The organism is Salinimicrobium sp. TIG7-5_MAKvit (genome assembly GCF_049569215.1).
GTDB classification, from domain to species: Bacteria; Bacteroidota; Bacteroidia; order Flavobacteriales; family Flavobacteriaceae; genus Salinimicrobium; species Salinimicrobium profundisediminis.
In genome coordinates, this window is record NZ_CP145903.1 from 1182965 (window position 1) to 1206939 (window position 23975).

The window sequence follows — 23975 nt, forward strand, 5'->3', positions numbered from 1 at the left end:
AAAGGTAATTTTTTAATCCTTTTAGTCAAGCGTCCCCTTTTAATTTCCGAAGTTATATCTCAAAGTTACGCCCGAACGTATCGTGGTTTGCGGATATGCGGTGGAAATGGCATATTCAGAGAAACTGTGATCGTAATATATTTCGGCAGTGAGGTTCTTGGAAAGGGCATAATCTGCCTTAAAATAAATTGCCCATATATCCTGCCCCGCCGTCACCTGGCTGTTATCAATATCGAGATACCTAATCACCGTCTCATTATGCCGGTAAGAAACATCTGCTTTAAAGTTAAGGTCGCTGCTCAATATCCTTTGACGCCCTCCAAATTTCGTGTCTATTTTTAAATCTTTTATGCGATATCCCAGCCCAAGGGTATATTGGTTCCCGTTTATTTCGGTAAGCAGGTTGTTGTCAAAGCTCAGTGACAACGCCCTGTCCTTCTGAATATCGGCTAAAATCTTGATCGAATTTGCCATTTCCAGGTCTACACGTACAAGCGGACTAAACTGTTCGGTAAGATTAATGTTTGAAAACAACAGCTCACTCTTGTAATTTCCGGCCTGATCAACCTCCCGGGGATTGGCAGGCTTATAATCTAAATTGCTTTGGAACTGGTTAACTGTGTACCCGGCAGTATAACCATGATTCACCGAGAATCTCTTGAAATTCTTCCTGAACCAGGGCAGGCGCATAAAGCCAGTGTACTTAAGGTTCCAGTTGGGAAGAGGAAAATCTTTGAAAGCCCCAAGACTAACATCATCGGGATCGGCTCCCGAATAAGCCGCCAAAAACGCCGGTAGTAGCACGTTCTGGCTGTTCCTGCCAAAACCTACAGGATAACCTTCTGCATCGGTGTCATTGGGGTCAAATCCATTGGCTACGGCCAGTCTTCTCGCCACAGCCAGCCTGTTCTCCCTGAACTCCTGAAAAGTAGCCGAAGATTCAGCCGAAGTTTGATTAAAAGCGGTCTTAAGCAGAATCGTGGAAATACTGAAGTTACCAAAAGTAAGCGGTGTAAGCGGATTATACTGTTCTCCCGTTACCCTGAAATTCTCCTGAAAGGTTTCAGAATACAACCTGTTAGCGGTTAACTGGATGGTAAGATCGGGCAGGAGAGAAACTTCAGCATTAATGCCCAGCTGCTCATTCTCTACCTCGGTGTACTGCTGGTTAAAGTCTTCGTACAAAGTAAGCCAGCCCTTACGCGCAGCCATGTACCTAACGTCTTCCTGGCTCCCTAAAGTAAAGCCGAGCGTAGGATTCCAGGTGCCCAAAAAGCCAATATCATTGGTATATCCCGGTAAAAAGATCCCGTTGTTCTCCTGGTAGTTCACCTGAATTCTTCTTATTGAAGTGAGAAGGCCAACCAGGGTATTGTAAGTTCTATCACCTGCACCAAGCCTGGCAACATCTGCCTGCGATGGCGCTGTGGATTTATTGCCCAATGTTGGCACCGCCTTACTACGCTCTTCAATGGTATTGGGCCCTCCTCCAGGTCGTGTTCTTTTCTTGAACCCTATATAATCATAAAGCGTCTGCATCTCCAGGTTTGCACTTATCTGGTGAACATTCGAGTTTTGAATACTGTTTCCAAGATCGGGAACATTTTCAAGGGTTTCGAAGATCTCAGAACCACGTTCCCACTGGAAGTTACCGGTATACGAATAAGTAGTTTTAAGAAAACCAAGCGCAGGGATCTTTGACAACGGTAGATCGTAATTGATTTGCAGCGACTGGAAATGTTGATTTGGAATACCCGTATTAAAGAATCCGTCCCAAACCCTTGTAGTGGTATCGGGATTATTTTCATCATCAAAATAATTCCTCACCACTCTGTTGGTTGAAGAATCAAAATTGAGCCTTAGGCTTTTCGTAAAGTTGTAATTAATGGTGTACTGCCAGTCAAACAGAAAGTTTCTTTGGTACAAAGTAGGAATACCATTAAGGAAACCTGGCGGCAGGTTGATCTCCCTGAACTTCTGCTCATTGTACTGCCTGAAAATTGTAGAAGTCGCTGTAATATTCGACGGGAAAACATTGAAGTTGAAATCCCTTAAGAGTGCAAAATACGCACTGCTGTCCAGGGCTTTCACATTCCGCAACGGCTCAATATTCACTGGCGCAAACGTATAATCGTAGGTTGCCCCCACCCTTACGGTTTGGTCAAAAGCATCTTCTATCTCAAAATCCCTGTGATCTACCTGATTGTAACTTCCCGAAACACTTAAGTTTTCGATATCATAAGGCATAGGCTTATCCTCATCTACACGTTCTTTGCGCAGCCCTATTACATTAATGCTTTGACGACGGGTATAATCTTCTGCTCTTTCCTGTAGATCATCTCTTATCTCATCTGTGGCGGCATTATCAAGTACTGTCTCCAGTTCCAGGTCAAGGAATTCGGGGTCATATTTTGGAGTGATCAATTCTTCACCGTAGCTGTAACTCACCGGAATTCTCAATCCCCAGTTTCTAGGCAGCAGCTGCCCCATGTTTAGGTTACTCACCACATCATATTGCAAAAAGTCCTCCCTGCTTCTTTGGTTAGGCCCCTGTTCGAGAGAACCAAAACCTACCGTGCTTTTTCTTCCGGTAGCCGAAAGGTTTGCAAAATCGGCTACGTTAGCATCCATATTCACGATTGCTGCCCACCCTCCCTGGTTGTTAAGCTCAGAAAGCCGAAGTTCATTGAACCAGACTTCCCCACACAAATTCCTGGAAGAGGCTTCAGAAAGGCCATTTTTGACACCCAGCATGAGCATCCTAACATTACCGAAACTTGGATTCCCTTTGATCCCAATTCTCAATTGGCCAACCTCGTAAGGTGTATCGGCTGTGACCCTGTCTCCTGCCTCACTAAAGAAATTAAGCTCGGTAGAGACTAATTCAGGGTTTCCAATAACAGTAGCTTTCACTTCCTGCAGCAGCTCAAGCGGTAAATTCATCCGGTTTTCTACAGGCCAGATCTCAGAAGCCGAAACTACTCCAAATTCAGTGGGCTTCAGCGGGATTTCAATCTGATAGAAGTTATCAGTAAAGTCTGTACCAATCCTCACAAAGGCAACCAATTCCCCTTCCTGCCATTTTAGGCGGTTCACTACGGGTTCAGCGTGAATGAACATTTCCAGGTTTTTATACTGCCGCATGTCTAACTGGAAATTCTTGTAAACGCCACGGGAATCCTGCGGTTCAAGATCACAAACATTAACAGCAAGAGACTGTTCATTCTGTCTCACCTGGGTATTGTTATTCATCAATTCTTCGCGATCTACTCCCGGAGGCAGCACATACGGAATTGGCTGCCTGTTCTCGTTCTCTTCAATACTTACCGAAGAAACTGTGAAGGTAGTATTCTCATTAACCGGGTCAGATTTATCTGGATCGAGGGTTTGGGTATACCTGCGATAATCTCCGCGCACCAAATCCATAGTTCCAAACCTCAGCACTGTAGGTTGCTCAAAGTCGGTCACAAACATTCGCATAAACCTGATAGACCTGAAGTCACCAATCCCGCCTTTGGCCGCCGTAGGCTCATAAATCGGGATTTTGAATTGCAGCCACCTCACCGGCATTTCCTGCCCGTTAGGCAAACTTATGCTGAAGTTCTTCACATCGGTCACATACCGGCTGTTATCAATATTCATGTTCGGGAAAACAGGCACCTCATATTCGTAGTAGCTGTCAACCGTGTTCATGGTATTGTCGCGGTTAAGATCCTCAACAGTAGGAAGCGTGCTGTTACCGCGATTTGTGTTGGTAACATCTGGCGGGGAGTTACCATCAATGCCGTTGTAATCGTAGTAGCGCTCTAAAATTCCTCCGGAAGCATTCAGAAAATAATCGTAATTATCGGCTGCAGGATCGGGAAGGTTTCCAAACCCGGGATATTGCACAGCTTCTTCGACATCTGAAAGTCCGTCGTAACCTACATCCTGATTCAGCCTTTCCTGCCCTTCAGTATTAAAAGCATAAATAAGCGACTGGTTTGAAGGCACCTTACCAAATTCGGTAGAAGTAGTATTTTCTGCACCTCCATTTACAGGGAGACCATTTTCGTATTGTTTCCTACCATCCTTTAAAACATCTTCTGAAATATTTCCGAGGTTAAAGACAAGCTTTCCGCCGTTATTACCAGCATTTTCTGAATACAGGAAGGGATCCATCATCCAGAATTCAATGTATTCAACATTGCTTTGCTCAAAGTTGGTAGAATTGATAGCCCGGCTGATGCCCCCAAAATTTTCTGCAGGATTTGGCAGGGTATTTCCGCCGGCAGCCTGCGGATTATAATTGTATGGCCCCCTAATATTTGGATAATAGGCAAGATCTAGTGTATAAAGCACCTGAGACTGTCCCTGCACCACATCTACGTTTGGGAAGATCTCGTTTAAGAACACCCTGCGGCTAGCATAGCTGGAAAGATCAGAATCTGACACACCCGCAGGCCTGTTGCTTCCGTAGAAAACAGGGTCAATACTGTACCAGACCAGTTTGGCTCTTTTGTAATTGGTTGCCAGGTTTCCGTTAGCCAGTTCGCCTCCAAAACCAAGCGGCACACTTGAAAGTTCCCAACCCAACGGATTATCTATAGCTATAGAGGTTTGTGCGGCTTCAAAATCATCAACATAAGTGGTAGCACGCCCATCAAATTCACTTCCTTTTGGTGCTCCCGGAATTAAATATGCAACTTCCCCGCGCAGCGATAAATTAGAAGCCACATCGGTGTCAATATTGGGAAGTTTATTCACCCAGCGTGTCAAAAATGGCAATTCGGTAGAGTAATTCAGGTTGAGCCCCAGGATGGTGTTATTAATAGGCTCATAACTGTAGTTGGATTTTTGAGTTAACGGGCGTTCATTCAGGTTTAAATAAGTGGCCCCTATCAGGAAGTTCTCATTGAAGAGATGCTCCACGTTAATCCCGGTAAAGCGTTTTGTTTGCTGCCCAAAAAGGGCATTATTCTCTGTTGATATTTGAATAGGAATATTTGAGGCCAGTAAAGCTTCATCCAGGATCTGGACCCTTCCAAACTGGTAGTTCACCACATAATCTACCCCTTCCTGCAGCACACGACCTCCCGCTGTTACAGTAACCGATCCCTGCGGAACATTAAAGGCTCCTATCGAAATTCCTTCAACATTAGAAGATTTGTAACGTCCGCGAAGCTGAAATTTGTTCTTTTCGGCCTGCTCCTGTTCTGCCTGGGTCTTGGTAGTTTCGTAGAGTGCCCTAAAAACGTATTTCTGCTGATTGGCATTCCAGGTTTCGGGAAGCTCATACATTTCAGAACCCGTGTTGGGATTGGGATCGAGTTTTCTAAAGAGATAACTTCCGAAGGGTTCTACCGAAGTGAAAATAATATTTCCAGTTTCAGCATTAATAGTAATTCCCGGCACAAAGTCAAAAAAACCGTCGCCCCCCGAAATTGGGTCTCCCGCAACATTTAGATTATCGAGATTAAATACTCTTAAAAGTGTGGTCTGCTCTACATCTTCAGGCAGAGGAACTCCGTCAACTCCTGTGATGTAATTGAGGGGTTGAGGATCGGTATAGACAATGTTCATCCTAAAATCTTCCCGCTCCAGATTGTATGCTGCAAGGTTGTAGATGTTTTTCATCATTAGATCCCACACCGGCTCACCTACATTGGTAACCGAGCTCTTCAGCATTTTCACCACCAGGTTTTGAGAAACAGAAGATTCTATCCCCGTACCTCCAGAGGCGTCAATCCCATCACTGGCAAATTCTCCCACCTGGTAAACTTCTCCCCCTACGGTGTATTGAAAAGCCACTGCAAGAATCTCATCGCTCGCCAATCTTTGATTTAGGGAGATATACCCAAGCCTGGTATCCAGCCTGTATTCTGTAGGTTTTAACTGCCTGGCATTTTCCAGTTTCACGTAATCTCTTCCTTCCGAAACCTGCAACCCGCCGAAACCAGATTCTACCCTGGCCACATCTCTTATTGCCGGGGTTAGCACAGATTCCTGAGGCCCTGTTATCCCAAAGGGGTTAAGATCATTATTTCGGTTATCGGCAAAGGAACCTTCGGGGCGGTTAAAGAAACCAGCCGGCACATTTTCCAAACCAATATTTCCCGGTAACGGGGCTTCCCCTAAGTCCTGTATAGCGACAATATTCCTGGTATTGGTAAGATTTTGAACATTGTTCGTCCTGTTGGTAACCCAAACCTGCACCCTGGTAATTTGAACATTAGAGTTTATAAAAGGGTAGTTTTCAAGAGCTTCATCATAATGATCCCTAAAGTAATGGGCGAGGAAAAAGTGCTTATTCTCGTCATATTCAATAGCGAATTTATCGAACTCCTGCACAGTTGCGCCACCTTCTACATTAACGGTGCGCCGTTCGCTCTTTTGTTCAGAAAAAACACCGGTTATTGTGGTTTTACCAAACTGGAGCTGGGTCTTGATCCCAAATAAACTTTGCGCGCCCTGTATCAAAGCCGAGTTGAGCGGCATAGTGATATTCCCCACCTCAATCTTCTGAATGATATCGTCTTCGGTAGGCGTATATTCCAGCTTTAACTGGTTTTGAAAATCGAAAGTAGATTCGGTATCGTAGTTGGCAGTTACCTTAAGACGTTCTCCAACATTTCCCAAAAGGCTTAACTGAATGCGCTGATCAAAGTCAAAAGTGAACGAACTTCTGTTTCGCGGTGAGAACGCAGGATTATCTCTTTTGGAGTACAGCACTCCCAGATCAAGTGCGACCGATCCCTGCGGAATAAATTCTATTTCACCGCCTCCAAAAATATTCTGAAAGAAATCTGAATTCACATAAAAACCGGGAAGCAAATCTCTCTGCCCTTCCTCTGTACCTTTTTTTCTTCCTGAAAGTGCATCAGACTTTTCCTTAAAATACTGCTGCATTTCTTCCTGGATCACCAGCTCCTGATATTCTTGTGGAGTGAGAATGAGTGGGGCGGTGATATTGAGCCTTCCCAGCGTTTCGGTATAAACATACCGGTCAAGCACAGGATCATAAGTATAGGAAGCAACTATGCTGTTAGGATTAGGCAACCTGAGTTTCCCCAGGGAATATCCTGTTTTTGTGCTGTCCTGTTGAACGAGTGTATCCTGTGCCAGGGCAGGCGAAGAAAATACCAGCACACCAAGGAATGCAAGGGAAATTGAAAGCCAAAACCTGGAATTATAATTTTGCTCCAAAGGAGTCATAGTTTTTTAAGTGCCTGCTTAATAAGAGATTCCACTGAAGCATCGGGTTCTGCCTTCACAATTTTCTCCACAACTTTTTCTGATTGCTTTCGTGTGTACCCAAGGGTCTCTAAAGCAGATAACGCTTCTTCACGGTTTGTATTGCTTTGAGTTGCTGAAACTTCATCAATACCAAATACTTTTACTATTTTGTCTTTAAGATCAATGATCACCCGCTGCGCCGTTTTAGCCCCAATGCCTTTAATCCCCTGAATGGTAGCCACATCACCTGCAGCTATTGCTTCCATAATTTGCCCCGGTTCAAGGGAAGATAACATGCTGCGGGCAGTACTTGCGCCCACTCCTGAAACTGAGATCAAAAGCCTGAAAATCTCCCTTTCGGTTTTTCCCCAGAAACCATACAGGGTATGCGAATCTTCTTTTACCTGAAGGTGGGTGTACAACTGCAGAGATTCTTCTGAAGGAATTTGGGAATAGGTGTTAAGGGAAATATGAATAAAATACCCAACCCCGTTGCAATCGATCACTACATTCGTCGGATTTTTTTCAACCAGGCGGCCTTTAATACTATAGATCATGAAAAGTAGACGGTTATGGCGTCAAATGTAATGAAATTTGCAGGATAGCAAAACAGGAAAACCCCTCAAAAAGGGCATTTTCCTGTCTCACTTATTTTCCAAAATACCTCAAAGACAAACGAAGCCTTTTTAGTACCTGCACTGTTGTTATGTTATTGTTGCCGTTTGGCTCTTTTCTCTTTTTCCTGGGCGTCAACCACGGCTACTGCTGTCATATTCACAATCTCTTCAACACTTGCCCCCAACTGCAATACGTGCACCGGCTTGTTCATACCCATCAGGATTGGCCCTACAGATTCTGTTTTGTTAAGCTCCTTGATGAGTTTATAGGTACTGTTACCAGAATCAAGATTTGGAAAAATGAGCGTATTAACTTTTTTCCCGGCAAGTTTTGAGAATGGGAATTTCTTGCGAAGCATCTCTTTGTTTAACGCAAAGTCTGATTGCATTTCACCATCTACCACAAGATCTGGATAGAACCTATGCAGATAATCTACAGCTTCTTTTACTTTTTCGGCCTTCTCGTTAGTTGAAGATCCAAAGTTAGAATAAGAGATCATGGCAATTACAGGATCTATTCCAAAAAGGCGCACAGTTCTTGCCGTCATTTGTGCAATCTTGGCCAGTTCTTTCGCAGTAGGATCAATATTCACCGAGGTATCGCTGATGAAAATAGGGCCGCGGGCCGAATTCATCAGGTTGGTTGCTGCCACCTTCGAAACTCCTTTTGCCTTTCCAATAAGTTCGAGCATAGGTTTCAATACGGTAGGGTACGACCTTGAGTAACCCGAGAGCAAAGCATCGGCGTCTCCGGCATTTACCATCATTGCGGCAAAATAGTTGCGGGCACGCATTAACAGCTCTGCATCATATTTGGTAACTCCTTTCCTCTGGCGGGACTTCCAGTAAACTTCAGCATAGCGGTTACGCCTGGCTTCCTCCTCGTCAGATTTTGAATCGATGATCTCCACGTCTTCGGCATTAAAATCAATTTCAGCCATCAGTTCCGTGATCACATCCTTTCTACCAAGCAAGATGGGTTTGGCAATACCTTCATCGTAAGCAATTTGGGCAGCTTTAAGCACATCGAGGTGATCTGCTTCAGCAAAAATCACCCGTTTCGGATCCATTTTCGCCCTGTTCATCAACAGCCTGGTGATCTTGCTATCGTTACCCATTCTTTCGAGCAGCTCATCTTCATAACGATCCCAATCCTGAATTGGGCTACGTGCAACTCCCGACTCCATTGCAGCTTTCGCCACAGCCGGCGGCACTTCCGAAATAAGACGCGGATCAAATGGTTTGGGGATAATATATTCCCTGCCAAAATTTAGCCGGGTTTCTCCATAGGCAATATTCACCTGCTCGGGCACAGGCTCTTTGGTAAGACGGGCCAGGGCTTTTACAGCCGCCATCTTCATTTCTTCATTGATCTTGGTAGCGCGAACATCAAGCGCCCCACGAAAAATGAATGGAAAACCAAGCACATTATTCACCTGGTTAGGATGGTCGCTACGCCCGGTAGCCATAATTATATCTTTACGGGTAGCACAGGCAAGATCGTAATCAATTTCGGGGTTGGGATTCGCCATGGCAAAAACAATAGGGTTTTTAGCCATTTGATTAAGCATATCAGGCGAAACAATATCGGCAATAGAAAGGCCCACAAATACATCGGCATCTACCATGGCCTCATCGAGCGTATCGATTTTTCGGGCTGTAGCAAATTCTGATTTTTCTTCAGAAAGACCTTCCCTGTCTTTTCTAATGACTCCTTTACTATCAAGCATCACGATGTTCTCAGCCTTTGCACCGAATGCCTTATATAATTTAGTACAGGAAACTGCGGCAGCTCCCGCTCCACTTATAACAATTCTTACTTCATCTATCTTTTTCCTGGCAAGCTCAAGCGCATTGAGCAAAGCTGCTGCCGAAATTATGGCAGTACCATGCTGGTCATCGTGCATCACGGGAATATCCAGTTCTGCTTTAAGCCTTTTTTCAATCTCAAAAGCTTCAGGCGCTGCAATATCTTCAAGGTTAATACCTCCAAAAGTAGGCGCGATATTTTTAACGGTTTCTACAAAAGCATCAACATCTTTAGTATCTACCTCAATGTCAAAAACATCAATATCAGCAAAGATCTTAAAAAGCAGGCCTTTACCTTCCATCACCGGCTTGGAGGCTTCGGGGCCTATATCACCAAGCCCAAGAACTGCGGTACCATTAGAAATAACGGCCACAAGGTTCCCTTTGGTAGTATATTTATATACGTTCTCCTTATTTTTATGAATTTCAAGGCATGGCTCTGCTACTCCCGGGGAATATGCCAGTGACAAATCTCTTTGAGTAGAGTACTTTTTGGTGGGCACAACCTGAATTTTTCCCGGTGTGGGCTTTGCGTGATATACCAGAGCTTCACGTCTTTTGCGTTCGTTCTTCATAATTTCCCGGTTTATGGGGCAAGCACAAAGGTAATAGTTTCGCATTTATAGCTTGGTGCTATAGCCTATTTTTTGATGTTAACTGCCACCACAATGAATCAATCGGAAGTATCGATGCAGCCATTTTCAGTAATTAAAACCCGGCATTTTTGGGTGTTACCAGCTCGTTCAGCCTTTCGCGGTATTGCTTCGGAAGTAATTCCAGACCCAGCTGATAAGATGCGTTCATCCAGCCAAATCCTGAAGTGGTGATGTAATCAAACTCTGTCCCCACATTTCCGTATTCGGCATAAACCTTGTGCGTGGCATCAACCACGTCGTATTTCTCGGGAATGGTTCCATTATAATCTACCGCATTTTTCGTGATCATCCACAGCCAGCGATAAATGAGTTCATAAGCTTCCTCTTCATAGCCATAATCGAGCAACCCCTGCCAAAGCAACATTTGATGCGGCGCCCAACCATAAGGATAATCCCACTGCCTTTGCACATCGTTTGTGGCGGTTTTTTCTACGGAAGATTTTGCGCTTGAAAGTATGCCGCCCTGCGCCTTAAGATCCTGAATTAACTGCGGAACCATTCTTTCTGCCTGTGCTTCGGAAGCCAGTCCGCTCCACAAGGGGTAAAAGTTGGTGGCCGAAATGTATTTTATCTGTTCTCCTGCTTTAAAGTTATAATCATAAAAACTTCCGTCTTGTTCATTCCACAAATACCGGTTCATCAGCTCTTTTCGATCTTCAGCTTTTTCTTCCCAGTAGTCATCGGTATATTTTTTTCCTACTGAAGTGGTGAAACTCCCATCAAAATATTCATCAATGAGACACTCAAAATCCTTTTCGTATTTATAAAGCAGGGAATTGAGATCTACTGTGTTGAGATATGCCGTTCTGTTTTCCAGTCGCCAAGAGGTATCGTGCCCGCTCTCACGCAAACTGCGATCGTGCAGGAAATACTCATCTACTTCCGGGGCTTCTATTGTTCCCAATTGATATTGCTCTACAAATTCTGAAACTTCCAAACCATATTTCTCCGCAAATTCCTGAAGCACCTCGCTAAAATGCCCTTTTTCGGTCTCCGGCGGGATGCCTTTCCCCTGCGCATAATACCGGTTAAGTCCGTTCCCGGTTAGTCGCTCCCCTTCCTCCATCCAAACCTGCTCATACTCCTTTATGGCAGCATTCAGCGCCTCGCGCAGCCAGGCTTCATCCTTAACTTCCATAGCTTCATAAACCTCGCGAAAAAAAGAAGATATAAACGGCGGCTGAGTGCGGGTGAGGTAGTAGGAGCGATTTGCATTAAGGATCTTTCCGTAGTGATTGATCTGGTAGATAAAATTATCAACCATCGCCTTTGCAAGATCAATCCTCCCGTCGATGAGCAGGCCTACGCCTTCAAAATAGCTGTCCCACCCGTACATTTCATTGAACCTGCCACCGGGCACCACAAAAGGAACCCCGCGGTCATTTTCTATTTTAAGGGCAAGCAGGCCGGGTTTGTCGTTAATGGATTTGACGTACTGCGGAGTTATTTTCTCCGGAAGCACCACCACCTCAAATTCGCTTAATTCCTGTTGAAGATCTTTGTAATATCTGATCCCTAAAGTATCGGTAGCCGGCACATACAAGCGCTGCACGCCATCTGAAGCTTTTGTGTCTCGAAGGATCTTTTGAATCCCCTTACGGTCAATCGTACGGGTGAGATCATCCCAAAACTGCGTTTCAATCCTTCTGGAAATGCGCTGCGTAGGCGGTTCTTTGATCCTCCCAAAAGAAATTTGTACCGAATCTTTATTTTGTGCTCTCGCTACTGCCAGCTCCTGAAGCAGGTTAGACAAATAGTAGATCTGGCCGATCTCTACCGAATCTCCTTCGGAATGAGGTATCAAAAATGGCATTTTTGGATCATCTTCTACAGTGATCTTTTTGTCGCCATCGGTATCGGCCTGTTGCAGCAGGCGTTGCATCGTTTGCCCCGTCTTCAGCTGAAATTCCTGTGCAAAAACAGGAGAATTCTGGAAGAAACAACTAAAAATAAAGATTAAAAAAAGCTTTTTTGAGACCATAACTTTTCCGTTGAAACAGAAAGTTACGAATTCCTGTAGAGAAAGCTTCAGGAATCTTTTTTGAGGAATGCTATGTTTCGGTTGAGTCCGCTGTACCTGGTGCGTTTCACAGCCGACTTTTTAAACACCTTCCGGAAAGTTTCTTCGGTGATCTCTTCCCAATCCTTCTTGCTCATACTAAGCAACTCGGGATGCGGATTAAAAAGTGGCTCGCGGTGGGGTTTCGAAAATCTATTCCACGGGCACACATCCTGGCAAGTATCACAGCCAAAGGCCCAGTCATCAAACTTCCCCTTCATTTCCTGCGGAAGCTGGTCTTTCAGTTCAATCGTGAAATACGAGATACATTTGCTGCCATCAACTTTGTAAGGCTCTACAATGGCATTTGTGGGGCAGGCGTCAATGCAGGCGGTACAGCTTCCGCAGTGATCGGTTACCGGCGCGTCATACTCCAGTTCCAGGTCTACAATAAGCTCGGCCACAAAAAAGAACGAGCCTTTTTGCTTTGAAAGCAGTAAAGTGTGCTTGCCCACCCAGCCCAACCCGGCTTTGGCGGCCCAGGCTTTGTCCATCACCGGCGCCGAATCTACAAAAGCACGGCCTTCAACCTCACCTATTTCCTGCTGAATGAACTGCAGCAAACTTTTCAGTTTATTTTTTATGACAAAGTGATAATCGGTGCCGTAAGCATATTTACTGATCTTGTAGGAATCTTCCCGCTGTTTCTCTTCGGGATAATAATTGAGCAGCAGGGAAATCACGCTTTTTGAACCTTCAACAAGTTTTGTGGGATCGAGCCGCTTGTCAAAATAGTTCTCCAAAAATGACATTTTTCCGTGTCTTTCTTTTTGCAGATACTCTTCCACGCGCGGCGCTTCTTCCTCGAGAAATTCAGCTTTCGAAATTCCGCAGGAAAGAAAGCCAAGGCGCTGGGCTTCGGCTTTAATTAAAGCGCTGTTCTTTGATCTTGCTGAATTATTCACTTTCTAAAACTTTGCAACTTCTGTGCTCAACACAAAAAATTATGAGGTGCCAAAAATAGCATTTTTGGAAGGGATTATTTCCGAAGCTTAAACTGAAGTATGGCGTTTTTTGGTTTAAGGGTGATGAGCGGCTGAATTTTGATTTCTCCCGTGCCGGCCTCAATTTTGTACCTGGAAACCAGTTCGGCTACTGTCATCACCATCTCATACATAGCAAAATTATTCCCGATGCATTTGCGCGGGCCTGCACCAAACGGAAAATAGTTGGCGTATTTTCCCTCAAGAAATCTTTCAGGTAAAAACTGCTCAGGATCCTTCCAATGTTTTGGGTGCCTGTGGATCTCATAAATGGAAAACAACAGGCTGGAACCTTTGGGGTAGAATTTCCCTTCGAATTCATCGTCCTCCAGGTTCACCCTATCAATAAAATACACCGGCGGATACAGCCTCATGCCCTCTTCCACCACTGCCTGAGTAAAGCGGCAATGCCTTAGGAATTCCATAAGCTCTCCTGAATTTTCTTTAGCGGCTTTTACTTCCGCAAAGATCTTCTCCTGAATTTCAGGATCTCTGGTCAGCAACTGCGTAATAAAAGTGAGGGAGTTTGAAGTGGTCTCGTGGCCGGCAGTGAACAGGATGAGGATCTCGTCAACCAGCTGCTTGTGACTCATGGCATTTCCGTCTTCGTAACGGGCATCGAGCAGCATATCGAGCAGGTCGTCTTCCCGTTTTCCACTTTTCTTTCGCTCTTCAATAAGACGGGTGAGGATCTGCCGGGCTTCGGCGGTTAGGTTCAGGTGCTCCTTGATCTTTCCAAACCATTTAAAGTACCAGCCCAGGTACGGCTGCCTAAGTTCCTTTACAAGCATTTTTTGAGCAGCTTCGGTAATATATTGAAGCCTGTCGATCTCCCGCTGGCCCACGGCACTACTAAAAAGAGATTTTACCACAGTTTGAAAAGCCAGGTCATTGTACACCGGAAAAACATCCATGGGTGCCGTGGTATTGATCTTCTTCAACTCTTCCACAATTGCCGACTGCACTTTATCTAACAGTCCCGCCAATTGCTTTTTGTGGAAAGCAGGCTGGATGAGCTTACGCTGTTTTTTCCAAAGCTCTCCTTCGGCAGTAAGCAGACCCTGACCGAGATATTTGGACATATCTACAGTCTGAATTTCAGATTTCGTGTAGTTCTTTTGATTCTTCTGAAGTACGTATTCGGCAAAACCTGAGTCGCGGGAAAAAATGATCTTGCGACCAAAACCAATGTTCAACCTGAAGGTATCCCCATATTTCTGAAAATTCCTGTTATGAAAGGGCAACGGATTTTTCAATATGCCGGCTGCACTTTTATAGAATTCAAGTCTGGAAACTGTTGGTATACCACTGGTGTCTTTCATGTTTATGGATCTCTGGCAGACCTCACAGTTTTTAAAAACCTGTGAGGTCTAAAATGCCAATATTAAAATAATCCTCCCTGGATACCGCCTCTTACTCTTATGTAGAGACCTAACAGGTCTTGAAGACCTGTTAGGTCTGGTGCTGCAGGAAATTATTTAAATATTCGGTTTGCAATTTTCTTTCATCATGCCAATATTCGAACACTTCATGATCGATAAGGGACAGTGCAACTTCCCGTTTCAAAAGTGAAGGTTTAGACGATTTATAAGCCTGATAAGAAGAAAACCTATAACTTTTATAATCTTCAGTAAAACCGTGTTTTACAGGGTTTAGATGAATATAAGCAATTAATTGAACTAAATATCTTTCATCCTCTACTCTTTTTCTTTTAATATGTTCCTGGAAAAGGCTACCCGACCTGCCGTATCTTTTATTGATTGCTTTAGTATAGGCGTTGAAAAAATGTGAAAAAGCCAGGTGTGGTTTTTCAAAGAATTTATGAGGTAGATCCTGAGCATCTTTGATTCGCAACAAAAAATGAAAATGATTCTTTAAGAGACAGTATGCGTACACATCGGCTGTGGGGATGATGTATTATTTTAGAAGCTGAAGAAAATAGTCATAATTCACAGCTTCTCTGAAGATATCTTCTTTATTGTTCCCCCTGTTGAAAATGTGATAAGTTCCACCCGGCTCAAGTACATCCTGCTTCATTTCTTCCTCTTCTGGTCAAAACCTAACAGGTCTTAGAGACCTGTTAGGTTTACATTAAAACAATCCTCCCTGGATACCGCCTCTTACTCTTCCGAGGTGTTTATAGGCAGCTTCGGTGACTTCCCTTCCCCGGGGTGTCCGTTGAATGAAGCCCTGTTGAATAAGGAAGGGTTCGTAGACTTCTTCTATAGTTTCTGCGCTTTCGCTCACTGCGGTTGCAAGGGTGGTGATGCCCACGGGGCCACCTTTGAACTTGTCGATTATAGTGGTGAGGATCTTATTGTCCATTTCATCAAGTCCATGAGCATCTACATTCAATGCCTTAAGACTGAACTTTGCTATTTCTATATCAATTTTTCCGTTGCCTTTTATCTGCGCAAAATCCCTTACCCTTCGTAAAAGGGCATTTGCGATACGCGGTGTCCCACGGCTACGGCCGGCAATTTCGATAGCAGCTTCCATAGAAATTGGAACTTTTAGAATATGCGCACTTCGTTGAACAATATCAGAAAGCAATTCGGTGGTGTAGTATTCGAGTCGGCTGGAGATCCCAAAACGTGCCCGCATTGGCGCGGTGAGTAATCCGCTACGGGTGGTTGCACCTATAAGCGTAAAGGGATTTAAATTGATTTGTACAGAACGCGCATTCGGGCCTGTTTCGATCATAATATCTATCCGGTAGTCTTCCATAGCCGAATAGAGGTATTCTTCCACTACGGCACTAAGGCGGTGGATCTCATCTATGAATAATACATCCCTTTCATCGAGATTGGTAAGCAGACCTGCAAGATCACCCGGCTTGTCGAGCACAGGGCCTGAAGTCACTTTTATACCCACGCCAAGCTCATTGGCCAGAATGTGCGCCAGAGTAGTTTTACCAAGCCCGGGAGGCCCATGGAACAACGTGTGATCAAGAGCTTCCCCGCGCTGATTTGCAGCTTCAACGAAAACCTTCAGATTATCCAATACCTGATCCTGGCCTGCAAAATCATCAAATTCGAGAGGCCGTAAAGCTCTTTCGATGTCAAGTTCTTCCGAAGAAAAATTTTCACCGGTGGGATCCAGGTTTTCGTTCATGCTCATCAGGTTTGGAACAAAGATAAAAGAAAAAGCCTTTTCATTAGATGAAAAGGCTTTGTAGTATTAAAGAAGGGAAAGCTTAATGATTAAGCTCTTCTTCCCCTTTTTGAAGCGGTACGTTTTGAGGGGCGAAGTCCTGCCCTGCAATCACATACTCACCATTTTCATTTGTTTTACTGTAATCGTAAGCCCAACGGTAAACGTGTGGAATCTCACCAGGCCAGTTTCCATGGATGGGTTCAACAGGAGTAGTCCACTCAAGTGAATTGGAATTCCATGGGTTGGCAGTAGCTTTTTTCCCGGCAACTATAGAATGTATAAAGTTGTAAAGGAATACCAACTGTACCAGTGCAGTTATTATAGCGAACACAGTGATCAATACATTCACCTCTAAAAGGTCATCAAAGTATGGGAAAGCAGTGTTGTCATAATATCTACGTGGTAGACCTGCCATACCCACAAAGTGCATTGGGAAGAATACTCCATAAGCACCTATAATAGTGATCCAGAAATGGATGTACCCAAGTTTCTTGTTCATCATACGCCCAAACATTTTTGGGAACCAGTGGTAGATACCTGCGAACATTCCGTAGAGGGCAGAAATACCCATCACCAGGTGGAAGTGAGCCACAACGAAGTAAGTATCGTGCACGTTAATATCCAGAGTACTATCTCCAAGAACGATCCCGGTTAGACCTCCTGTGATGAAGGTAGAAACGAAACCAATAGAGAACAGCATTGAAGGGTTCATTTGCAGGTTCCCTTTCCAGATTGTTGTGATCCAGTTAAAGGCTTTTACTGCGGAAGGAATTGCGATCAATAAAGTTGTAAAGGTAAACACCGAACCAAGGAACGGGTTCATACCCGATACGAACATGTGGTGCCCCCAAACGATTGTTGAAAGGAAGGCAATACCCAAAATAGATGCGATCATTGCACGGTATCCAAAAATGGGTTTTCTGGAGTTGGTTGCCAGGATCTCTGAAGCGATACCCATGGCAGGAAGTATAACAATATATACTTCAGGGTGCCCAAGGAACCAGAAAAGGTGTTCAAAAAGAATAGGCGAACCACCCTGGTAGTGCAGCACTTCTCCTCCAATATAAATATCACTAAGGAAGAAAGAAGTTCCGAAGCTCCTATCCATAATAAGCATCAAAGCTGCCGATAACAGCACCGGGAAAGAAACTACTCCAATAATAGCAGTAACAAAAAGAGCCCAAATAGTTAAAGGCAAACGTGTCATAGACATTCCCTTAGTTCTAAGGTTAATGACTGTAACAATATAATTTAGTGAACCTAAAAGAGATGAAGCGATGAAAATTGCCATAGATATTAACCACAGCGTCATACCAAGACCAGAACCACCAATAGCTTGCGGCAATGCACTTAGCGGCGGATAAATTGTCCACCCGGCTGAAGCAGGCCCGGATTCAATAAACAAAGAGCTAAGCATGATAATACAGGAAAGGAAGAACAGCCAGTAAGACAGCATGTTCATAAATCCTGAAGCCATATCACGAGCTCCAATTTGAAGCGGAATCAACAGGTTACTAAAAGTTCCACTAAGCCCTTGCGTAAGTACAAAGAATACCATGATGGTACCGTGGATAGTTACAAGTGCAAGGTAGATCTCCTGACTCATAACACCATCTGGAGCCCATTTGCCCAGAAAGATCTCAAATATTTTAAATGATTCAGCAGGCCATGCAAGCTGCATACGGAAGAAGATGGACATTGCGATTCCAATAATCCCCATAAAAAGTGCAGTGAAAAGGTATTGCTTTGCAATAACCTTATGATCCATGCTGAATATATATTTCGTAAAGAAATTACCCTCATGGTGATGATCATCATGAGCGTGTTCATTAACCGGTACGTGTCCTACTGCTGACATATTTCTTTATTCTTAACTTAATTAATTTTCTACCTGTGCAAGTTCGCTCCCACTATTCTTTTCAACCTGCCTGTCTGCAGTTGCAGCTTCCATGGTTTCAGAATATTCCTTTTGTTCTGCCATCCAGGTATTGAATTCTTCTTCAGTTTCTACAACTACTTTCATTTGCATGTTGTAGTGTGCCACACCACAAATCTTATTACACAAGAGGTAATATTCAAATTGATCATAATCACTTAAAGGCTCTTCACCCAATGCAGCCAGCTCGGCGCTCTTCTCTCTCCTGATCTCGTTAATATAAGCGACCTTGTCTCTCATATATTCGGTTTCATTGATCTCATCGGTCGTTACAGTTGGTGTAAACGAAAACTGAGTGATCATACCCGGCACTACGTTCATTTGGGCTCTAAAGTGAGGGAAGTAAGCAGAGTGCAATACATCCTGAGATCTCATTTTAAAAAGCACAGGCCTGTTTACCGGAAGGTGGATCTCTGCAGTGATAACATCATCCATAGCATATGGATCACTTTCGTCAACCCCCATAGTGTTAGCTCCTTCAATAAAGCGAACATTTGCTTTACCAAGTACATTATCCTGCCCTGCGTAACGTGCCTGCCAGCTAAACTGCTTGGCGTAAAGTTCGATTACGATAGGATCATCTTCTTCATCCACATCCATAATATCACTCCAGGTAAACAATCCGTATATAATCAAACCGGCCAATACGATTACCGGGATAATGGTCCATACAAATTCCAGTTTATCGTTATCGGCAAAGAAAAGTGCCTTTTGCCCCTTCTTACCTTTGTATTTAAAGGCAAAATAGTGAAGAAGACCCTGGGTGATAACCTGTACAAACATGATCACAGCCATGGTGATCAACAACAGGTTATCATAATCTGCTCCATGTTCTGAAGAAGCTGCAGGTAAAGCCCTGTCGCTAAAGTTCCAGAAGTTATAAAGCATAAAAAGATAGAATGCGATACCAAAGGCAAGCATGAGGTTACCCTGTGTTCTGTTATCCTTATCACTTGCGATCTCTGATGAATCGATAGAATTAGTATTCCTCGACAATTGGAAGATCCTGGAAAGTTGCCAGATAGTTATCGCAAATAATGCTACTACTATTATGATTAAAAATACTGTCATTTTATAGTTTCTCTTTTAACAATCTTTTAATAATGATAATGCTCACTCTCCTTGATGAAAGGATTGCCCTTTGCAAGCAATGGTGCTTTTGTTAGAGCGCTAAATACCACAAAAATAAATAATCCTCCAAAAAATGCCAGGGCACTAAGCTCAGGAATACCAATGAACCATGATTCTCCCACGGTTGCAGGCATTACCATCACAAAGATATCCAGGTAATGACCCAGTAAGATAATTATTCCTGTCATTACCACAAACCAGTTCACTCTTTTGAAATCGCTGTTCATAAGCAAGAGCACAGGAAACAGGAAGTTCAACACTACCATACCAAAAAACACCAATCCGTAATCTTCTATACGCGCCACGTAATAGGTAACCTCTTCCGGAATGTTAGAATACCAGATAAGCAAGAACTGTGAGAACCAAAGGTAAGTCCAGAAAATACTGATCCCGAACATGAATTTGGCCAGATCATGAATGTGGCTGTCATTAACGAATGGCAGATAATTGCGTGATTTGAGGTAAATAGTAACCAAAGCGATCACGGTAATTCCCGAAACAAACATACTGGAGAAAACATACCATCCAAAAAGGGTACTAAACCAGTGTGGATCTAAACTCATAATCCAGTCCCATGACATCATTGATTCTGTAACAATAAAGAATACAAGGAATCCGGCAGCTAATTTAAAGTTCTTTTTATACCAGGTAATACCTGTAGCCTCGTCCTGTTTTCTTGAATTTCTGGTTAGAAGATGTCTAAACAATACCCAACCTCCAATATAGATTAAAGCTCTTATCAGGAAAAACGGAACATTAAGATAGGACTGTTTATTCTGAATAATCTCATCGTGTGCCACAACTTCCGGATCCATCCATATAAACAAATGGTTAAAATGAAAAGATGAAAGCGCAAGTAAAATAAACATAATAACCCCACCAGGTAGCAAATATGCAGTGATCCCTTCCATTACTCTGAAAAGTACAGGAGACCATCCTGCCTGGGCTGCAAATTGTACTGCGTAAAACGCGAGCACCCCAAGTGCTATCATAAAGAAGAAGAAAGCAGCCACGTATAACGCCGCCCAGGGCTTGTTCTGAAGCTGATGTAGAATATGCTCCAGGTGCACTAACTCGGCATCTTCGGCCATTTTGTGTACCTCTTCATCTGTACGATCGGTTTCTACTTTATGTTCAGAAGGTACATAGTCAAACCCTCTGGCATCATCTTCCAACTCATCTTCAGTTTGCCCTGTTAAAGGCATTTCAACCATTTCTCCATGACCATCATGTGCTACAAGCTCCCTCACATCTTCAATAGTAGAAGGAACGGCAAAGAATCCGTAGACAAGGCCTAAGAGACCAACAACCATGAGGATAATGGAAAATAATTTTAATTTACTGGATAGCGTGTACATATTGTATAATATCTAATGCTGTTATTCTTAGTTTTCGTCAATTGGTTCTCCTTCGGCTTCGTTCTGCTTAACCTCCATAGTCTGCTCTGCATTTACAGGCGGCATAAGATTTTCCTCAGGCTCAGTTCCGGGTGCAGCTTCAAACGCTCTTTCAGGGCCTCCTTCAAGATCATTCTTAAGCTTCATAACATAATGAGTGATCAACCAGCGCTCTTCAATAGAAGTTTGTGAGGCATACGACCCCATGGCGTTAAGCCCGTAATATTGCACGTGATATACACTACCTTCTGTAATGGCTCTCCCCACATCGGAATAATTAGGGATACCAAGGAATTTCTCACGCTGTACAAGTATACCTTTTCCATCTCCCTTATCACCATGACAAACTGCACAATAAATAGTATATAAGGCTTTTCCTGCAGCAAGATTATCTTCGGTGTATGGCAGCGGATTTTCCAATTCGGTTTTGGCAGTAGCATAACCTTCGGGAGAATTTTCATATTCGTAAGGTTTCCACCCTCTTGATACCGTTCCCTCTACGGGAAGTTTCGCCTCCTGTTCATTAACAAAAACTTCGTAAGCTCCATATGGTTCATAGCTTACAGTCTCGTACATATTTGGCATATACTGGTAATTGGGTTTAGAGTTCTCTACACAGGAAACCGCCGTTACCGCTAAAATGAAAAATATGGATCTTTTAAATAAACTTTTCATTGGGTTTATTTCTTATCTATTAGTTTAATTTCAGAAGCACCGGTGTTGAACAAAAATCCGGTTAGCTCCTCTGCATCATGGCTCCCAACTACAACTTCCATAAGGAAATGATCATCGGTGGTTCTACTATCAGGGTTCTCTGCTTTCTTGAATGGCCACAATTTACTTCTCATAAAGAAGGTAAACACCATAAGATGGGCAGCAAAAAACACTGTTAATTCAAACATAATAGGAACAAAAGAAGGCATATTCTGAATAAAGCTGAAACTTGGCTTTCCTCCAATATCCATTGGCCAGTCTTCAATCATGATGAAATTCATCATAGCTGCTGCTACAGACAATCCAATGATCCCATAAAGAAAGGCAGTAATTGCCAGTCTGGTTGGCGCCAACCCCATCGCTTTATCAAGCCCGTGAACCGGAAAAGGCGTATAGATTTGCCCAATGCTGTAGCGTGCCTCCCTTACTTGCCTTACAGCCTGTAAAAGCAAGTCGTCATCTGTATAAAGAGCGTGTATAACTTTAGATGCCATTCTTATTTACTTTTTAGTTCGTTTGCCTGTTGGTTCCAGTCCCCTCTGTTATCGGCAGTAGGGAAGTTCTCTATTACCCTGTCAAGTAAGGTATAATCTTCAAAGGAAAGATTACTAACCTGTGCATAAGTATATATCCCTACCTGATGTAAGCGCTGTTCCATAACCGGGCCTACACCGTTAAGCTTTTGAAGATCATCGGCAGATTCTGTTCCGGGGTCAAAAATGCCAATTCTGTGTAACATTTCATCAATTTTATCCCGATCGATTTCAGAATTTGTTAGTCCTTCAGTATGGGTAGTTGGTTCATGCTCACGCTTTGCTTCAAACTCCCCTCTCTTTATCCAACCTTCAGCTTTATTAACAGCAGGCTCTTTTCCTACAGGGTTTGGGTTTACGTGATCAACATGATCTCCATGTTCGGCTCTTAATTTCTTATAACGGTCACCCGAAGCTTTAAGAATTGTCTTCACCTCTGCCTGTGCAATTACAGGGAATGTTCTGGCATAAAGCAGGAACAACACGAAGAAAAATCCAATAGTTCCAATAAAGATCCCTATATCTACAAAAGTTGGGGAGAACATGGTCCAGGAAGAAGGCAGGTAATCTCTGTGCAGTGAAGTCACAATAATTACGAAACGTTCAAACCACATCCCGATGTTTACAACAATAGAGATAAAGAAAGAGAACATGATGCTGGTACGTAATTTTTTGAACCACATGAACTGTGGCGAGAACACATTACAGGTCATCATAGACCAGTAAGCCCACCAGTAAGGTCCTGTAGCCCTGTTAAGGAAAGCATACTGTTCGTATTCCACACCCGAGTACCAGGCCATAAATAATTCTGTGATATAAGCAACACCTACAATAGAACCTGTGATCATGATCACAATGTTCATAAGCTCTATGTGCTGAATGGTAATATAGTCTTCAAGATTTGAAACCTTTCTCATAATGATAAGCAAGGTGTTCACCATTGCAAAACCCGAGAAGATCGCACCCGCAACGAAGTAAGGCGGGAAGATGGTAGTGTGCCATCCGGGAATTACCGAGGTAGCAAAGTCAAAGGATACAATAGTGTGTACAGAAAGTACCAGCGGAGTAGCCAAACCTGCCAAAACAAGTGAGACTTCTTCGAACCGCTGCCAGTCTTTTGCACGTCCACTCCATCCAAAACTTAAGATTCCGTAGATATGTTTCTGAAATGGTTTTACAGCCCTGTCTCTAATCATTGCAAAATCCGGAAGCAATCCTGTCCACCAGAAAACAAGCGATACAGAAAGATAGGTAGAGATTGCAAAAACGTCCCAAAGTAGCGGTGAGTTAAAGTTTACCCATAGAGAACCAAACTGGTTTGGAATAGGAAGTACCCAATATGCAAGCCATGGGCGCCCCATGTGAATGATAGGGAACAACCCTGCCTGTACTACCGAGAAGATGGTCATAGCTTCGGCAGAACGGTTAATTGCCATTCTCCATTTTTGACGGAAAAGTAATAGAACCGCCGAAATAAGTGTACCGGCGTGACCAATCCCTACCCACCATACAAAGTTAGTGATATCCCAGGCCCAACCAACGGTCCTGTTTAATCCCCAGGTTCCAATTCCTGTTGAAACGGTATAGATAATACAACCTAATCCCCATAGAAAAGCGACAAGTGCAATAGAGAAAACTATCCACCATGATTTGTTAGCTCGTCCTTCAACAGGCGCAGCAACATCGACCGTTACATCATGATAGGTCTTATCGCCAAGTACTAAAGGCTTTCGAATAGGTGCTTCGTAATGAGACATATGCTTTTTATA

At 43.5% G+C, this 23975-nt stretch carries 14 protein-coding genes; all 14 read right to left on the reverse strand.

Going from position 1 to position 23975, the window contains the following annotated elements:
* Nucleotides 1-39 precede the first annotated feature (39 nt).
* Nucleotides 40-7194 (reverse strand): cell surface protein SprA, encoded by a 7155-nt coding sequence (gene sprA / locus V5739_RS05390; protein ID WP_423819931.1) that lies wholly within the window; start codon nt 7192-7194, stop codon nt 40-42.
* Nucleotides 7191-7772 carry a Holliday junction branch migration protein RuvA gene (gene ruvA / locus V5739_RS05395; protein ID WP_266068403.1) on the reverse strand — a complete coding sequence of 194 codons (582 nt, stop codon included), beginning with the start codon at nt 7770-7772 and terminating at the stop codon, nt 7191-7193. Before ruvA ends, sprA begins: the two co-directional genes overlap by 4 nt.
* 152 nt (nt 7773-7924) lie before the next feature.
* A complete protein-coding gene (locus V5739_RS05400) occupies nt 7925-10216 on the reverse strand; it encodes an NADP-dependent malic enzyme (RefSeq protein WP_423819932.1) in 2292 nt (763 codons plus the stop codon).
* A 133-nt stretch (nt 10217-10349) separates the two neighbouring features.
* On the reverse strand, nt 10350-12278 hold the full coding sequence (locus V5739_RS05405) for a trehalase family glycosidase (protein WP_423819933.1): 1929 nt from the start codon (nt 12276-12278) through the stop codon (nt 10350-10352).
* A 47-nt stretch (nt 12279-12325) separates the two neighbouring features.
* The gene (gene queG / locus V5739_RS05410; protein WP_423819934.1) at nt 12326-13261 is read right to left on the reverse strand and encodes a tRNA epoxyqueuosine(34) reductase QueG; all 936 of its coding nucleotides are present in this window, start codon (nt 13259-13261) and stop codon (nt 12326-12328) included.
* A 74-nt stretch (nt 13262-13335) separates the two neighbouring features.
* The gene (locus tag V5739_RS05415) at nt 13336-14661 is read right to left on the reverse strand and encodes a cytochrome P450 (protein ID WP_423819935.1); all 1326 of its coding nucleotides are present in this window, start codon (nt 14659-14661) and stop codon (nt 13336-13338) included.
* Nucleotides 14662-14791: 130 nt separating this feature from the next.
* A complete protein-coding gene (locus tag V5739_RS05420) occupies nt 14792-15196 on the reverse strand; it encodes a transposase (RefSeq protein WP_423819936.1) in 405 nt (134 codons plus the stop codon).
* A 234-nt stretch (nt 15197-15430) separates the two neighbouring features.
* Complete coding sequence (ruvB, locus tag V5739_RS05425; protein ID WP_423819937.1) at nt 15431-16453, reverse strand: Holliday junction branch migration DNA helicase RuvB; 1023 nt, start codon at nt 16451-16453, stop codon at nt 15431-15433.
* Nucleotides 16454-16535: 82 nt separating this feature from the next.
* A complete protein-coding gene (locus V5739_RS05430) occupies nt 16536-18353 on the reverse strand; it encodes a cytochrome c oxidase subunit I (protein WP_423819938.1) in 1818 nt (605 codons plus the stop codon).
* A gap of 21 nt (nt 18354-18374) precedes the next feature.
* A complete protein-coding gene (locus V5739_RS05435; RefSeq protein WP_423819940.1) occupies nt 18375-19502 on the reverse strand; it encodes a cytochrome c oxidase subunit II in 1128 nt (375 codons plus the stop codon).
* 26 nt (nt 19503-19528) lie between these two features.
* Nucleotides 19529-20920: a quinol:cytochrome C oxidoreductase gene (locus tag V5739_RS05440; protein WP_423819941.1), complete on the reverse strand. Its 1392-nt coding sequence runs from the start codon at nt 20918-20920 to the stop codon at nt 19529-19531.
* Between the two features lie 27 nt (nt 20921-20947).
* Nucleotides 20948-21634 (reverse strand): c-type cytochrome, encoded by a 687-nt coding sequence (locus V5739_RS05445; RefSeq protein ID WP_423819942.1) that lies wholly within the window; start codon nt 21632-21634, stop codon nt 20948-20950.
* A 5-nt stretch (nt 21635-21639) separates the two neighbouring features.
* Nucleotides 21640-22167 (reverse strand): DUF3341 domain-containing protein, encoded by a 528-nt coding sequence (locus tag V5739_RS05450; protein WP_266068390.1) that lies wholly within the window; start codon nt 22165-22167, stop codon nt 21640-21642.
* A gap of 2 nt (nt 22168-22169) precedes the next feature.
* Nucleotides 22170-23963 carry an NrfD/PsrC family molybdoenzyme membrane anchor subunit gene (nrfD, locus tag V5739_RS05455; RefSeq protein ID WP_266068389.1) on the reverse strand — a complete coding sequence of 598 codons (1794 nt, stop codon included), beginning with the start codon at nt 23961-23963 and terminating at the stop codon, nt 22170-22172.
* Nucleotides 23964-23975 lie beyond the last annotated feature (12 nt).

What these genes read in the sequence shown, in the direction of transcription:
- nrfD (WP_266068389.1), bottom strand. Translation starts at nt 23,963, where the DNA reads ATGTCTCATTACGAAGCACCTATTCGAAAGCCTTTAGTACTTGGCGAT.
- V5739_RS05450 (WP_266068390.1), bottom strand. Translation starts at nt 22,167, where the DNA reads ATGGCATCTAAAGTTATACACGCTCTTTATACAGATGACGACTTGCTT.
- V5739_RS05415 (WP_423819935.1), bottom strand. Translation starts at nt 14,661, where the DNA reads ATGAAAGACACCAGTGGTATACCAACAGTTTCCAGACTTGAATTCTAT.
- V5739_RS05400 (WP_423819932.1), bottom strand. Translation starts at nt 10,216, where the DNA reads ATGAAGAACGAACGCAAAAGACGTGAAGCTCTGGTATATCACGCAAAG.
- V5739_RS05445 (WP_423819942.1), bottom strand. Translation starts at nt 21,634, where the DNA reads ATGAAAAGTTTATTTAAAAGATCCATATTTTTCATTTTAGCGGTAACG.
- V5739_RS05430 (WP_423819938.1), bottom strand. Translation starts at nt 18,353, where the DNA reads ATGTCAGCAGTAGGACACGTACCGGTTAATGAACACGCTCATGATGAT.
- V5739_RS05405 (WP_423819933.1), bottom strand. Translation starts at nt 12,278, where the DNA reads ATGGTCTCAAAAAAGCTTTTTTTAATCTTTATTTTTAGTTGTTTCTTC.
- sprA (WP_423819931.1), bottom strand. Translation starts at nt 7,194, where the DNA reads ATGACTCCTTTGGAGCAAAATTATAATTCCAGGTTTTGGCTTTCAATT.
- ruvB (WP_423819937.1), bottom strand. Translation starts at nt 16,453, where the DNA reads ATGAACGAAAACCTGGATCCCACCGGTGAAAATTTTTCTTCGGAAGAA.
- V5739_RS05435 (WP_423819940.1), bottom strand. Translation starts at nt 19,502, where the DNA reads ATGACAGTATTTTTAATCATAATAGTAGTAGCATTATTTGCGATAACT.
- ruvA (WP_266068403.1), bottom strand. Translation starts at nt 7,772, where the DNA reads ATGATCTATAGTATTAAAGGCCGCCTGGTTGAAAAAAATCCGACGAAT.
- V5739_RS05440 (WP_423819941.1), bottom strand. Translation starts at nt 20,920, where the DNA reads ATGTACACGCTATCCAGTAAATTAAAATTATTTTCCATTATCCTCATG.